The organism is Flavobacterium sp. ARAG 55.4, assembly GCF_051846875.1.
Classification (GTDB): domain Bacteria; phylum Bacteroidota; class Bacteroidia; order Flavobacteriales; family Flavobacteriaceae; genus Flavobacterium; species Flavobacterium plantiphilum.
Genome location: NZ_JBPYCT010000007.1, coordinates 121,781 through 137,929 on the forward strand (window position 1 = coordinate 121,781; position 16,149 = coordinate 137,929).

9 protein-coding genes are annotated in these 16,149 nt (G+C 35.2%); all 9 read left to right on the forward strand.

The features are described 5' to 3' along the window. Window positions 1-327 precede the first annotated feature (327 nt). The 9 genes from ACSV4D_RS09770 (at window position 328) to ACSV4D_RS09810 (ending at window position 16,142) form a co-directional block, all read left to right on the forward strand. Complete coding sequence (locus tag ACSV4D_RS09770; RefSeq protein ID WP_439228140.1) at window positions 328-3,117, forward strand: heparinase II/III domain-containing protein; 2,790 nt, start codon at window positions 328-330, stop codon at window positions 3,115-3,117. A gap of 17 nt (window positions 3,118-3,134) precedes the next feature. Then, entirely contained in the window at window positions 3,135-4,562 is a 1,428-nt protein-coding gene (locus tag ACSV4D_RS09775; protein ID WP_439228141.1) for a glycosyl hydrolase family 28 protein, read from the forward strand. Between the two features lie 9 nt (window positions 4,563-4,571). Further along, entirely contained in the window at window positions 4,572-5,789 is a 1,218-nt protein-coding gene (locus tag ACSV4D_RS09780; RefSeq protein WP_439228142.1) for a DUF4861 family protein, read from the forward strand. Between the two features lie 12 nt (window positions 5,790-5,801). Continuing rightward, a complete protein-coding gene (locus ACSV4D_RS09785; RefSeq protein WP_439228143.1) occupies window positions 5,802-7,457 on the forward strand; it encodes a glycoside hydrolase family 43 protein in 1,656 nt (551 codons plus the stop codon). A gap of 11 nt (window positions 7,458-7,468) precedes the next feature. Next, the gene (locus tag ACSV4D_RS09790; protein WP_439228144.1) at window positions 7,469-8,893 is read left to right on the forward strand and encodes a hypothetical protein; all 1,425 of its coding nucleotides are present in this window, start codon (window positions 7,469-7,471) and stop codon (window positions 8,891-8,893) included. 198 nt (window positions 8,894-9,091) lie between these two features. Beyond that, window positions 9,092-11,041: a glycoside hydrolase family 97 catalytic domain-containing protein gene (locus ACSV4D_RS09795; protein WP_439228145.1), complete on the forward strand. Its 1,950-nt coding sequence runs from the start codon at window positions 9,092-9,094 to the stop codon at window positions 11,039-11,041. A gap of 11 nt (window positions 11,042-11,052) precedes the next feature. After that, window positions 11,053-12,654 carry a hypothetical protein gene (locus tag ACSV4D_RS09800; protein WP_439228146.1) on the forward strand — a complete coding sequence of 534 codons (1,602 nt, stop codon included), beginning with the start codon at window positions 11,053-11,055 and terminating at the stop codon, window positions 12,652-12,654. Window positions 12,655-12,958: 304 nt separating this feature from the next. Next, a complete protein-coding gene (locus ACSV4D_RS09805) occupies window positions 12,959-14,875 on the forward strand; it encodes a beta-L-arabinofuranosidase domain-containing protein (RefSeq protein ID WP_439228147.1) in 1,917 nt (638 codons plus the stop codon). A gap of 22 nt (window positions 14,876-14,897) precedes the next feature. Next, window positions 14,898-16,142 (forward strand): glycoside hydrolase family 88 protein, encoded by a 1,245-nt coding sequence (locus ACSV4D_RS09810; RefSeq protein ID WP_439228148.1) that lies wholly within the window; start codon window positions 14,898-14,900, stop codon window positions 16,140-16,142. Window positions 16,143-16,149: the final 7 nt, after the last annotated feature.

Below are 16,149 nucleotides of genomic sequence, written 5' to 3' on the forward strand. Positions count from 1 at the left end.
GTCAATGATTTCGAGGGGTTTCGATTGTTTTTGGGTTATAATTTATAGTAAATGAATGATAAGTTATCTTTAAAAAGCCCTATTCTTAGTAATATTGAAAAAGTTTAGATCTGAACTTTCAGTCTTTCTAAACGTGTTAATGAGTTTTTAAAAAAATAACAATAAATCCATTTTTGACGTATTCCTTAAGGTATATAGAACGTGGTGTAAAATACAAATTTTGGTTAGTTTGTAATTAGTTTGATTAGTGTGTAGTAAGGTTGCTGGGGGGTTTTCAGCAACCTTTAATCAAATTTTTATAACTTACTTGAATATAAAATAATTACTATGCGAATTAAAATTCTGTCGTTGTTTTTTCTGTTGCTTTCAATGAATGCTGTAAATGCGCAGGGATTACCTGTTCCAAAGTATATTGGAACACAACATCCGCGCGTTTTTGGGAAAGATATGTCTTTGAATCAGCTAAAAGAACTGGTACAAAAAGAAGATTGGGCTGCAGCTATTATTACAAAAACTCAAAAGAATGTTGCACCCTATATTGACCATTATAAAACAGATAAAACCTGGTTAGTTTCCAGATTGCAGATGTATTGGAAAACCAAATCAACACAGGTTTACATCAATGGAGGGAAATACGACCATGCTGATGGAGAAGCTCCGGTTCCTACTGTAAAGTTTATTGGCGGACGAGGTACACCATCCAATTATAAAACCCCAAAATTAGAAGATGTTAAGCCTTATATGGATGATCCGCGAGGTTTATATCTTCAAAATAGTACTACTAATGTTTGGGAATGGGGACCAATAGCTGCTACAAGTGGTATTACAAATGCTATTAACAGACAAATTTTAAGTATTGCCAGAGATGCTGCATTTCTGTATTGGTACACCGGAAAGGAAGAATATGCAAATTTAGCATACGATGTTCTGGATACATATTTAAAAGGGGTTTACTATTTGAATGAATCTATTGATCTAAGTCATGGACACCATCAAACTTTGGTTAGTTACATTCAGTTTGAAGTTATTCAGGATCATATTTTAAATGAAATAACACAATGTTATGATTTCTTACATGATTTCATTCGTGATAAAAATCCGGAAAGTTTAGCGATTTATAATGCTACTTTGCAAAAATGGGCCGACTTACAAATTAAAAACGGAGTAAGTTTTAACAATTGGAATTTGTTAGAAGCAGCTCATATTTCGCATATTGCTTTGGTTTTAGAAAATAATTCGGCATACAAAAACGGAAAAGGAGCCCAATATTACCTGGATCAAATCATGAATCAAACTTCAACCAGACAATGGTCTATGAATAAATTAATGGATTATGGTTATGATAAAAAAACCGGAGTTTGGAACGAAAGCCCGGGATATTCGATGAATGTTTTGAGCGATTTCATTTCGTTTGCTGAGTTTTACGACCGTAATTTTGATATCGATTTGTTAAAAGAAATGCCAATATTAAAACAAGCCGTAAAGTCAAGTGCGCAATACCTGTATCCAAATAAATATATGGTTTCTTTTGGTGACGGTCATTATAACAAACTGCGCAAAGAACCTATTGTTTACCTGATTGAAAATGCTCAGAAATATGGTAAAAAAGACGATGAGGAGTATTTTACCAAAATGTATCAAACGATTTATAGCGATGAAGCAAGAGAAGGAAAGTTTATTGGGAAAACTATTCAGGATCTTTTTGCTGAAAAACCACTACAATTTGATACTAAAATAAAAGCGGCTCGACTCACTGATTTTACAACACCCTTATTTCATGTACCTCATGCAAGTTGGCTGGTACAACGTCAGGGCGAAGGCGATTCGGCTTTAATGATTAGTCAAATAGGTTCCTTAGGAAATCACATGCATTCTAACGGAATTGCGATGGAATTATATGGAAAAGGTTTACCATTAGCTCCTGAAATGGGTCATGGGTCCAGCTATTTTTCGATTGAATATGCCGAATATTACACTCAGTTTCCAGCACACAATACCGTAATTGTAAATGGAAAATCCAAATATCCTGAGATGAAAAGTAATCACGCTTTTAGCTTAAATGCAGCTTATCCTAAAAGTGGGGTTACTTCAGGAATAGCTTCTGGAATTACTTTTTCTGATGTTTCTTTTTTAGAGCCTGAAACTTATAGTGATCAACGCAGAGTTATTGGAATTGTAAAAGATAATGAAGAAGAGGGTTATTATATTGATATTTTTCGTTCCAATCAGAAAGACGGTAATAACATAAAGAATGAATACTTCTTCCATAATCTGGGACAAAATTTAGAATTAACAGCAACAAATGGGACTCCATTAGATTTAAAACCTACTACAAAATTGGCTTTTGGTGATGGTGATTTGATGGCTTACGATTATATGTGGGACAAAAAATCAATGGAAACTACACAGGATTTTAAAGGGAGATTCAATTTAAAACTTCAGGACAAAACAGTAAATATGAACCTTTGGGTTCAAGGGCAGGAAGACCGGGAGGTATTCTCAGTGCTTTCGCCAAAATCCACTGCCTTGTCTCATGGTCTATTGCCGGATGACATCAATAAGAATCCGATACCTACATTGGTAGTGAGACAAAATGGTGAAGCCTGGAACCGACCCTTTGTTGCTGTTTACGAACCGGCTTTAAATAATGAAACGAATATTCAATCAGTGGATTATTTTGGAAACAATGAGTTTGTTGGAGTTCATGTGAATAATAAATCGGGAAGAGAAGATTTTATTTTTTCGAATACAACTACCGATAAAAAAATGAATTTTAATTCATTTTCAGTTACAGGAACTTATGGAATAATCAGTAAAAAAGTGGATGGTTTTACACTCTTTTTAGGTAATGGAATAAACATTTCCAATGGGAATTATACGCTTGATTTGGGTAATGAAGTTGCCTCAGCCGTATTTAAAAGCGAAAATGGAACAATGTATTTCAGTACTGAAAAGACATCGGTTTTGACAGTTTCAGTAGAAGGAAAAATAAAAAAAGGAATTCTAACAGATGCAGCCGGAACAAAGTATACAGGGATGTATAACAAAAATGAAAATACGTTAAGTTTTAAACTACCTGTATTGACTTATCAGATAATAAAAATTGAAATTAATTAAAGAATAAATTAAAGAACGTGAAAAAAATAATAGCAATAACATTTGTTTTGGTGTTGAGTTTGAAAATGTCAGCTCAGGATTTAGTAGTTTATAATCCGTCTCAGGATATTATAAACACGATGCATAATAAGGATTTTTCAGTAAAGGTTAGAAAACCGGGAGGCGATTGGAAAGAGTTGTTTGAGTATAATGTAAAAGTAGATCAGATAATTGGAACCGGACATTCAGTACAAAATGCCTCTATGGCTTCTTTTGATTTTTCAGGAACTGTTGAAGTAGCGGTTACTTCTAATAAAGGTAATATTAATACAGCCAGAGTAAGACCTTTATCTAAAGAAATAAAAATTCAAATAAATAAGAATACGCTATATTTTACTTTAACAAATCCTGCGAATCTATCGGTAGAAATCAATGATGATATTTTTCATAATCTGCATTTATTTGCTAACCCAATTGAAAAAAATCTACCTAATCCTAAAGATAAAAATGTAATTTATTTTGGTCCCGGAATTCATGAAATTCCGAATCAAATCTTAAAAGTACCTTCTAATAAAACCCTTTATTTGGCAGGAGGTGCTGTAGTAAAAGGGCAAATACTTATTGACAATGTTCAAAATGTGAAAGTTTGCGGCAGAGGAATAGTTGATCAGGAAGTCAGACTGGGCATTAAAATAGCATTTTCTAAAAACATCACTGTTCAGGATATTTTCGCTTCACAATGCTTAACAGGCGAATCGGATCAGGTAACTATTCAAAATGTAAAAACAATCAGTTTTTTTGGTTGGGGCGACGGGATGAATGTGATGGCTGCTAATAATGTTTTGTTTGATGGGGTTTTCATTCGTTCTTCTGACGATTGTACAACGGTATATGGTACTCGTAAAGAGTTTAAAGGAGGAGCTAAAAATATAACCATGAAAAATGCTACCCTTTGGGCTGATGTTGGACACCCTATTTTAATTGGGACACATGGTAATAGTGAAAAGCCGGATGTATTAGAAAATCTAAATTATCAAAATATTGATATTTTAGATCATAAAGAAAAACAACTCGATTATCAGGGTTGTTTGAGTATTAATGTTGGAGATAATAATCTGGCTAAAAATGTGCTTTTTGAGAATATCAGAGTAGAAGATTTCAGAGAAGGACAATTGCTTAATTTGAGAGTGTTTTATAATGCGAAGTATTGTACAGCACCCGGTTTAGGAATAGAAAATGTAGTCTTTCGCAATATTGAATACAAGGGAAAGAATGCAAATACTTCAATAATTGCCGGTTATAACGAAAACAGAAAAATAAAAAGTATCAGTTTTGAAAACTTAAAAATAAACGGTCTTTTAATTTCTGATGATATGATAGGGAAACCCAAATGGTATAAGACTTCTGATATGGCCAACATTTTTGTAGGAGAACATGTTGAAGGAATAACTTTTAAAATGAATTAAGTAAATATTATGAGATATAAGTATTTCAAAAGAGCACTTTTTGCAGCAGGCTTTTTTCAGTTGATAACTTTAACTGGCTGTACAAAAAAGGATGAAGTGGTTGAGATTAATGTTGAAGTTAAGAATACATCGAATTTTAACAGAAAAGAAATTGTTAGTCTTCAACGAAATAAATTAAAGTCTCTTCTGGAAAAAAATGCAGAAACAAACATTCGAGTAAAACAACAAGGAACTAAAGAATATCTTGCTACTCAGTGGATCGATTACAACAACGATGGAAAAGGGGATGAATTGTTGTTTCAAGTTAATTTAAAGGCACATTCCACCGCCCAATATGTGATTCTAATCGATACCATAGTCCTAAAAGAACCAAAGGTTAAAACCTACTCCCGTTTTGTTCCGGAACGTATTGATGATTACGCCTGGGAAAATAATAAAGTGGCATTCAGAGCTTATGGTCCTGTCGCACAACAATTAGTTGAAGAAGGTAAAGAAGGTGGAACACTTTCCAGTGGTATCGACTTATGGTTAAAAAAAGTGGACTATTCCATAATTAATAGTTGGTATCAAAAAAATGTTGCCAATCCGGGATATTACCATATTGAGCATGGTGAAGGTTATGACCCTTATCATGTAGGTGACAGTCGTGGTACAGGTGGTACAGGACTTTGGGAAAAAGATAGTTTACAGGTATCTAAAAATTATGTGAGCTATAAAACCATTGCCACAGGACCTTTGAGAACTGTTTTTGAATTGACTTATGCGCCGTGGAGTAGTTACGGTGTTCAGGAAGTAAAACGAATCTCATTGGATTTAGATTCTAATTTTTCAAAATTTGAAATTAGTTATCGTTCAAATAAAATGATTCCCAATTATACAGTAGGGATTACACTTCATGATAAAAAAGGAGAAGTGAATATCAACAAACCCAAGGGATGGTTTCGTCATTGGGAACAAATAGATAGTGCATTTGTTGGTGAAGGTATTGTCTTAAGTCCAAAATTAATTGATACTGCTTTTGTTCATGATTCCAAAACAGCTGATCAAAGTAATTTGTTAATTCTAACCAATCCGAAGGACAAAATAACTTATTATGCTGGTTTTGCCTGGACGGGAAGTAAACAGATTAGAGATGTTATGGACTGGGATGAAATGCTTGATAAACAGGCAAAAATTATAGCCAATCCTTTAGAGGTTAAGGTAATAAAAAAAGGAAGGAATTCGTAATAAATTAAGAGAATGATTTTTACAAATAAATATACATATATATTAGTGTTAGGCTTGTTTTTTGGTGCCTGTACATCGGTTAAAAAAACGGAATTGCAGGAACAGAAAGGTAATTACATTTCTCAAGTTTGGCAATCTGATAGGGGTGATGGTACTTACACCAATCCAATTTTGTATGCCGATTATTCCGATCCGGATGTAATTCGGGTAGGGAAGGATTATTATATGACAGCCAGTAGTTTTAACTGTGTTCCTGGTTTGCCTATTTTACATTCTAAGGATTTGGTGAATTGGCAGATTGTCAATTATGCTTTGGAAAAACAAATTCCCGAAGCTGTTTTTAATATTCCACAACACAGTAAAGGAGTTTGGGCTCCTGCAATTCGGTTTCATAAAGGAGAATTTTATATTTACTGGGGCGATCCTGATTTTGGTGTTTATATGGTTAAAACCAAAAACATTTATGGTAAATGGTCAGTACCAGTTTTAATAATGGAAGGAAAAGGAATCATCGATCCCTGTCCGCTGTGGGATGGTGAAAATACTTATTTAGTTCACGCCTGGGCAGGTAGTCGTGCCGGAATTAATAGTGTATTGACTATAAATAAAATGAATGCTGAAGGAACAAAAGTACTTGATGAAGGTCAAAATGTTTTTGATGGACATGATAAACACCATACCATGGAAGGTCCAAAACTGTATAAAAAAGACGGCTATTATTATATTTTTGCTCCGGCAGGAGGTGTAGAAAATGGCTGGCAGGTAGTGATGCGCTCTAAAAATATTTACGGGCCTTATGAAGATAAAATTGTATTAGAACAAGGAAGTACTATAATAAATGGTCCCCATCAGGGTGCTTGGGTAACGACTCCTGATGATGCTTCCTGGTTTATCCATTTTCAGGATCAGGGTGTTTACGGACGTGTGTTGCATTTACAACCGATGCAATGGAAAGACAATTGGCCTTTAATTGGAAAAGATTTTGATGGGAACGGAGTTGGAGAACCGATACTTTCTGGGGTGAAACCAGTTGTTGGGAATAATTTACCAATTGTACAACCTGCAGAAAGCGATGAATTTGAGAATGGAAAACCGGGCTTGCAATGGCAATGGTATGCTAATTCATCTGTAAAGTGGAGTGCACAAATTCCGGGTTCTGATTATCTACGGTTATTTGCCATAAGTCAGAAAGAAGAACCCAATCTTTGGAATGTACCTAATCTATTATTACAAAAATTACCGGCTCCTAATTTTACGGCAACAACCAAAGTGAAATTGACTACCGAATGGGATACTCCAGATAAAAAGGCAGGCATGTTGTTGATGGGGAAATCCTATGCTTATGCTGCAATTGCTTATCATGATGAGAAATATTGGGTGCAACAAATTAATTGTATCAATGCTAATGAAGGGACATTGGAAAAACTAATTGAAGAAAAACCTTTAAATTCAAATGAAGTGCATTTGCGTATGAAAATCAAAGCTCCTAATGCAGCCTGTAAGTTTAGTTACAGTGAAAACGGAATTGATTTTTTTGAAATAGGGAAAGAAGCATTTGCTGAAAAAGATTTATGGATTTCAGCCAAAATAGGAATTTTTGCCATGAGTCAACCGAATGTCAGAATGGGAGGCTATGCCGATTTCGACTGGTTTAGAATAACAAAATAAAAATTGAAGTAATGAAAATAAAAAGAATTGATGTTTTATGTGTTTTGTTGTTTTTTTCTGGTCTTATTACTGTTCAGGCAAAGAATAAAATTAAAGAAATTGAAACTCTCGAAGCTTTGGTACAGCTTGCGTCTAAAAATGGACAGCAAATTCGTATGAAACCCGGAGTCTATGATTTAGCCGATTTTTTGAATAGTGAACGGATTACTAAATTATTAGCAGAGCTACCTGCACAAACAGAGCAGCAAAAACGTCCGCCTCGCTGGTTTTTAAGATTTAGTGGAAACAATAATACATTTGACTTTACAGGAGTGACAATAGAAATTGATACTAAATTGTACAAAGAATTGCCTTATGGTTATATGCGCTGCCTTTTCATTGATGGGAACGGTAATACATTAAAAGGATTGACAATAAAAAATACCGGATCTCCTGATATAGGCAGTAACGGTAATATACTCTCTATTTTTGGTAACAATACGTTACTGGAAGACTTTATGTTGTATGTGAGTGGTTCTTCTTATGGTTATGGTGATTTGTTTGGAAAAGGAGGCCCAGTGCTGACTACACTTCAAAAACAAAGCGGTATAATGGTTGCCGGTCAAAACAATATTTTAAGACGATGTAAAGTATTTAGCCGTGCATTTGGACACTGTTTTTACATTCAAACCCAAGGTCATGATACAAGAGATATTGTATTGGAGGATTGTTATGCTGAGGGGGCAATGCGAACCACAGATGATATTCTAGCTGAAAGAGGTGGTCTTGCAGAAAAGTTAAATTACCGCAGTGTATATAAAAACCGTGATGGATATTATATAATAAGTCCTGGATATACAAAATCATTGAGCGAGGATGGTTTTCGTACCTATGGAGGGGTTGGTAAAGTGACACTTCGTAATTGTATTGCAAAAAACACGCGTTCAGGTTTTGAAATTGGAGGTACTATCGATGCTCTAAATCGTACTGAACTTCAAGGATGTCAGGGCATTGGTACAGAACGTGCTTTTTTACTGGGATCAAATGTACTTGTGCGAAATTGCAGAGGTGATATTCAATACGGACCACTGCTATATCTTCGTGAAAATACCATAGGCACTGATGTCGAATTAGAACTAATACCCTCTGTGCCTAAATCATTAGTACATACTATTGCAACTATTGCAGGTAAAAATCATCGTATAAGGCTTTATACTAACGATTCAAAAATAAATACACCAGCCTTACCTATTATGCTTGGATTTGGTATGCCGGCTCATGCAGAAATGAGTTCTGCCATTCGACCTATGGAAACTGAAAATATCATGTTAATTAATGAATTAGAAAATAAATTGATTATTAAAAACGATGAAGCAAAAAACCTTGATATAAAATCAATATCTCCAGAGTTGAAAAATAGTGAGGTTAAAATGATGAGTGGAAGAGGTAAATGGTAAGTGGATATTAATATTGAATGGGTTATTAATTCAGTTTGGGGCAAGTAAGTGTCAATTTTACTGTTGAGCCTTCTGGGACAACTAAAGAACCTATGAATTTTAGCCAAACAGAATTTTATCAAAAGTGAATCCAAGCTAAGAATAGATGGCTATACCAATTTTGACTGGTTTATAGAACAAGGAAATAAAAATATAAAAATGAAAGCAAACAAATTTTATCATTTACTTGGGGTACTCCTGTGTACGCTAACTATTCAGGCGCAGTCTATTATTGATGAAACGGTTCAAAAACTGAATTCGCCAAACGGGGCTTACGAATTTGCTTTTTATCAAAAGCAGAATAATACGGGAGAGAAACAAATGTATTATACGCTTTCTTTCAAAGGGAAAAAGGTTGTAGAAGAATCAGAGCTTGGGGTGTTGATTGAAAATCAGACTTTCGAGTCGGCATTGGGTATTCCAAATGACAGTTGTAAAGTATGGGGTGAAAATCTAAATTTTACAGGAATTCAACGTAATCAGGTAAATGATAGTTGGAAACCCGTTTACGGTGAAAATTCGACAATAAGCAATAATTATAATGAAATGACCATCGCTTTTCGAAAGGGAGATTTGGATAATCAAAAATTAACTGATGGTTACGATAAGAACAAAAGCTACTTTATGAATGTAGTGGTTCGTGCCTACAATGAAGGTGTAGCTGTTCGATACCATTTTCCAGAGCCTTCAAACGGTTTATTTCTGCATATTGTAGGAGAACAAACCCAGTTTACAATGCCAGAAGGCACTTTGGCGTATTACGAGCCTTGGGCACAAGGTCCCTATTCTCTATTGCCTCTTAAAGATTGGAAAGGGCAAAGTGAACGTCCTTTAACTATGAAACTGACAAACGGCTTGTCAGTAGCCATTGCTGAAGCTCAAATGATTGATTATGCCCGAATGAAATTTAGTTTAAATGCAACAAAACCAAATACCTTACAGGCGTCTTTATATGGCAGTGTGGATGTAATTCCTGCATACAGTACACCTTGGCGTGTGATTATGGCTGCAGATAAGGATATCGATTTGATTAAAAACAATACAATCATTTTGAATCTTAATCCGGAAAATCAAATTAAGGATCCCTCTTGGATCAAACCAGGGAAAGTGATTCGTGTGGCTAAATTGACTCAGGAAGATGCTAAAAAATGTGTTGATTTTGCTGCCGCACATGGTTTACAATACATCCACTTAGATGCAGGTTGGTATGGACCTGAAATGAAAATGAGTTCCGATGCGACAACAGTTTCCGAAACCAAAGATTTTAATATGCCTGAATTGACGGCTTATGCTGCTTCAAAAGGAATAGGACTTTGGGTGTATGTCAATCAGCGTGCCTTAATTCAGCAATTGGATTCGATTTTACCATTATATAAAAAATGGGGATTGAAAGGAATTAAATTTGGATTTGTCCAAGTAGGAAATCAGCGTTGGTCAACCTGGATGCATGAAGCGGTAAAAAAATGTGCAGAATACGGTTTAATGGTGGATATACATGATGAGTACCGTCCTACCGGTTTTAGTCGTACGTATCCTAATTTGATGACACAGGAAGGTATCTGTGGTAACGAGGAAATGCCCGATGCAGATCATAATACTATTTTACCTTTTACACGTTTCTTAGCAGGACCGGCTGATTATACGATTGCATATTATAACCAGAGAATAAAAAATACACATGCTCACCAATTGGCATTAGCAGCGGTGTATTATAGTCCGATTCAATTTATGTATTGGTACGACCAGCCTTCTGCATATCAAGGAGAGCCGGAGATTGAGTTTTTTGATCGAGTAAAAGCGGTTTGGGATGAAACTAAAGTGCTTAATGGAGAAATAGGAAAAAACATTAGTGTAGCCAGAAGAAGTGGAAATGAATGGTTTGTAGGTGCAATTACGAATACTGAGGCTCGTAAAATAACTATTCCAACAGATTTTCTTGTAAAAGGGAAAAAATATGTAGTGAAGTCATTTCAGGACGATGACAAAGTAGCAACGCGTACCAAAGTAGCTGTTTCGGAACAAAAGATTAAAGGAGGAGAAGTTTTGAATTTTAATTTAAAAGCTTCCGGAGGTGTGGCTTTAATTATTTCTGAAGTTTCTAAAAAGTAAATATGGTCAAGATGAACAAAATATATTATCTCATTTTTTGTTTCAGTTTATTTTGTCCGAACAGTTATGCGCAGGTTTGGCAATGGAGTATTCCGGTAAAAGGAATGATTTCTGATGAAACCAAACAGCATCCACAGGCTTATTTATGGATTCCCGAAAATTGTAAACAAGTAAAAGGAATTGTTTTTGGTCAACACAATATGATCGAAGAAGAGATGTTGGAGCATGCCTATTTTAGAAAAGTAATGGCCGAATTGGGTTTTGCCGAAGTTTGGGTCACACCAGTGGTGAGCTGGATGTATAATACGACTAGAGGAGAGGATAAGATTATCACCGAAATGTTTCAGGAGTTGGCTAATGTTTCAGGTTATCAGGAAGTAGCAAATGCACCTATTGTTCCCATTGGACATTCTGCAATGGCTAGTTTTCCTTGGAATTTTGCTGCTTTCAATCCCAACCGTACATTAGCTTTAGTTTCAATTCATGGAGATGCACCTCAAACGAATCTAACCGGCAATGGTAAGCCTAATCCCGATTGGGGAAATCACAACATTGACGGAATTCCATCCTTATTCATCATGGGGGAATACGAATGGTGGGAAAAACGCATACAGCCAGCTTATAACTATATTCAAAAACATCCAAAAAGTGTAATTACCCTATTTGCCGATGCCGGTCATGGTCATTTTGATTATTCGGATGCTATGGTGAAATATGTGGCCAATTATATTCGCGAAGCGGCTAAAAGAAGGCTTACTGCTAAAAATTTATATACCGAAGTTCCAAAACTAAAATCTGTAAAGCCGGAATCAGGCTGGTTGATGGACAAATGGAGGCAGGATTCTATTCCGCAATCAAAAGCCGCTTCATTTGCTCATTTTAAAGGAGACCGAAAAACTGCTTCCTGGGTATTTGATAAAAATATGGCAAAAAATACGGAACAATTTTATGCGAAATCCAGAGGCAAGAAAATGCAATACATTGGTTTAATACAAGACGGAGAAATAGTTCAGCCAGATAAGAGTCATGCTAATTATGCTTTAAAGTTTAAGCCTTTACAAGACGGTATTTCTTTTACTTTAAAAGCTTTTTTTTCAGATAGTTTAAGGTTAAAACCGGTTTCTGATTTTGCAAAAACGCCACTTTCAATTGATAGAATTTGTGGCCCGGTCAAAAAAATCAATGATTCCACATTCCAAATCAGATTTGATAAACTGGGTTTTAATAATAGCAAACGAAGCAGTGATATTTGGCTTTTGGCACACAATGATGGTGATGCCATTTATAAAAGTGCCGTACAGCAGTTGCATTTGCGATTTCCAATTAAAAACCAAGATGACACACCTCAACAGATTGATTTTGCATCGATAAATGATGTTGCAATTGGAATAAAAAAAATAGCATTAAAGGCAAAATCAAGTACAGGGACAAAAGTAAGTTATTATGTAAAAGAAGGCCCTGCTTATATTGATGACAATATACTGCATTTTACTAAAATTCCACCTCGAACCCATTTCCCAATCAAAGTAACAGTAGTAGCTTGGCAATATGGAATTGCCGGTCAATTACAATCGGCTGACCCTGTTGAGCGAAGTTTTTGGATTAGAAAATAGTGTATTCAGGCATATAAAAAAGAGAAGCAGTTAAGAGGTAAAACTTAACTGCTTTTTTATGAAAATAAAGGGACTACTTGGTAAAGGACTGTATTTACGGGATTTTATAGGGTATAAGAACTATAATTTATACTGATTGCATTATAATTTATCGCTTAAAATTATTTTTCTGGCTAACATTGGATATTCTTAGCAGGGATGTTTTTTGCTGATGAAAATAGAGTAAATATATTGTGAAAGAACTTTTGTTAAGAAGAGTTTTTTGTATAAAAGAGAATGGATTTTAATATAAAAAGAGAATTGAATGATTAAGTATTTAATCTTATTAGCAGGCATGTCAATTAGTATGTATGGGCAATCTCATTATCCGGGTCAGCATCAGGGGAAATTGAAATTAGATGATACTAAAAACGTAAAGGTTTTGGGTTTTGATCTTCATGATGTGAAGTTATTGGACAGTCCTTTTAAGGATAATATGGTGCATGAAAGTAAGTGGATTCTGAATATAGATGCTAATCGATTGTTGCATAGTTTTAGAACTAATGCAGGGGCATTTAGTAGTCAGGAAGGTGGTTATTTTACGGTGAATAAATTAGGAGGCTGGGAATCCCTTGACTGTGATTTAAGAGGTCACAGTACGGGGCATATCCTTTCCGGTTTGGCTTTATTATATGCTGCTACGGGAGAGAAAATGTACAAAGTTAAAGCGGATAGTTTGGTTACGGGCTTGGTTGAGGTTCAAAAAATATTGAATCAAAATGGCTATTTGAGTGCATTTCCACAAAATTTAATAGACCGTGCCATTGCCGGAAAAAGTGTTTGGGCACCTTGGTACACCCAACACAAACTTTTTTCAGGTTTAATCGACCAGTATTTGTATTGTAACAATATAGTAGCATTGGATATTGCTAAAGGAATGGGAGATTGGGCTTATGAAAAGTTGAAACCTCTAAGCGATGAAGAACGAAAAAGAATGCTTAAGAATGAATTTGGGGGTATGAATGATTCTTTTTATGCCTTATATGAAATTACAGGAGAAAGCAAATATAAATTTCTTGCCGAATTTTTTTATCACGGAGAAGCGTTGAATCCGTTAATGGATAAGGTTGATAATCTGAATAAAAAACATGCCAATACATATATCCCTAAGTTAATAGGTCTTTCTCGTGATTATGAATTAGAAGGAGGAGATAAAAATCGTGAAATTCCAGAGTTTTTCTGGAACACGGTGGTCGATCATCACACCTTTGTTACTGGTAGTAATAGTGACAAGGAGAAATTTTTTGAACCGGATCATCTTTCAGAGCATTTGAGTGGTTATACAGGTGAGTCTTGTAATGTGTACAATATGTTAAAACTAACCCGTCATTTGTACGGCTATAATCCGCAAATAAAATATGTGGATTATTATGAAAAAGCACTTTACAATCACATTTTGGGGCAGCAGGATCCAAAAACAGGCATGGTAGCTTATTTTCTACCGATGAAACCCGGTGCGCACAAGGTTTACAGTACGCCTGAAAATTCATTTTGGTGTTGTGTGGGAAGTGGTTTTGAAAATCAGGCAAAATATGGGGAGTTTATTTATTATCATGATAAAGGGCTTTATGTGAACCTTTTTATTCCGTCCGAATTGAATTGGAAAGAAAAAGGAATTATCGTAAAACAGGAAACTAATTTTCCAAATGTAGGAAGTACTAAGCTGACCCTTAGTACTCCTAATCCAGTGAGCATGCCAATTCATATTCGATATCCATCATGGGCGGTAAGTGCAAAAGTAACAGTAAACGGAAAAAGACAATTGGTCAAAGCAAAATCAGGAAATTATATAGTGTTCAACCGAAATTGGAGCGATGGAGATTCTATTGAAGTTTCTTTTGGAATGGAAATAAGTGTAGTGCCAACAGTTGATAATCATAATATAGCGGCAATAACTTACGGACCTGTAGTATTGGCAGGAAAAATGGGAACGGAGGCTATGGCTGAACCCGCACCTTATAGCAATCCAAAGTTGTATAATGATTATTACACTTACGATTATAAGGTTCCAAATAGTCTTTCGAATAAGCTGCCGTTTTCGGCAAAAAAACTTGAAAATAATATTATGAAGGATAAAGAGAAGGGCCTTGAATTTAAAATAAAAGGAACAGAGAATACTTTGAGTCCGATTTATAATATACATGGAGAAAGGTATATCATCTATTGGAATTTGACAAAATAATAAAGGTTTAGCGGTATATATTATGAATTTAAAAAAACAAATTGTAGGCTCCCTTTTTACAACTTTACTATTGGTGAGTTGTGGAAGTACTATTATAAATTACAAATCAGATAAAGGATTTGATGTTGACCAACAATTAACTTATTGTGTCAAACAATCTTCAGATGCTTTGAAGTTAATACCCAATGATGGCTCATCTATTCCCAGGAATATTGCTCCGGATAGTAAACAATGGAAATATGTGGATTTTACAGACTGGACCAGTGGTTTCTGGTCAGGAGAACTATGGTATTTATACGAAGCTACAGGGGATCAAAAATGGGAAACAGCTGCGGATAAATTTACCGCTTATTTGAAACCGCTTTCAGTTACTCCGGCACTGGATCACGACTTAGGTTTTCAGGTATTTAACAGTTACGGGAATGGGTATCGTTTAACTAAAAATCCGGAATATAAATCTGTTGTATTAAAAACAGCCGATACTCTGGCTACCTTGTTTAATCCAAAAGTAGGTACTATATTATCATGGCCAAGAGAAGTGTCTAATATGGAATGGCCACAGCATAACACCATCATGGACAACATGATTAATTTGGAATTGTTGTTTTGGGCTTCTAAAAATGGAGGAAGTAAAAAGTTATACGATATGGCGGTAAGTCACGCCACCGTAACAATGAACAATCATTTCCGGCCGGATTATACTTCTTATCATGTAGTGATTTACGACAAAGAAACTGGGAAAAAAATAAAAGCGGTTACCCATCAAGGCTATAGCGACAGTAGTATGTGGGCACGTGGTCAGTCCTGGGCAATTTATGGTTATACTATGGTGTATCGTGAAACTAAAGATATTAAATTTTTGGATTTTGCACACAAAGTGACTCGGGTGTATTTAGATCGATTGCCAAAAGATTTGATTCCTTATTGGGATTTTGATGATCCAACAATTCCTAAGGCTCCTCGAGATGCTTCCGCAGCTGCAGTAGTAGCTTCAGCACTTTTAGAATTATCAACCTATACAAAGGATGCTGTTTTAGCCAAAGAATATTTTGATAAAGCAGAAGCTATGCTGAAAGAACTGTCAGAGCATTATCAAAGCAGAGATAAAAATACTGCGTTATTGTTACATTCTACAGGACATAAACCGGCTGGTTCCGAAATCGATTATTCGATTATTTACGCCGATTATTATTATGTAGAAGCCTTATTGAGATATAAAAAAATGAAAGCAGGTAATGCCCCTTTATTGACATATAGTTTTGACTAAGAAAAAT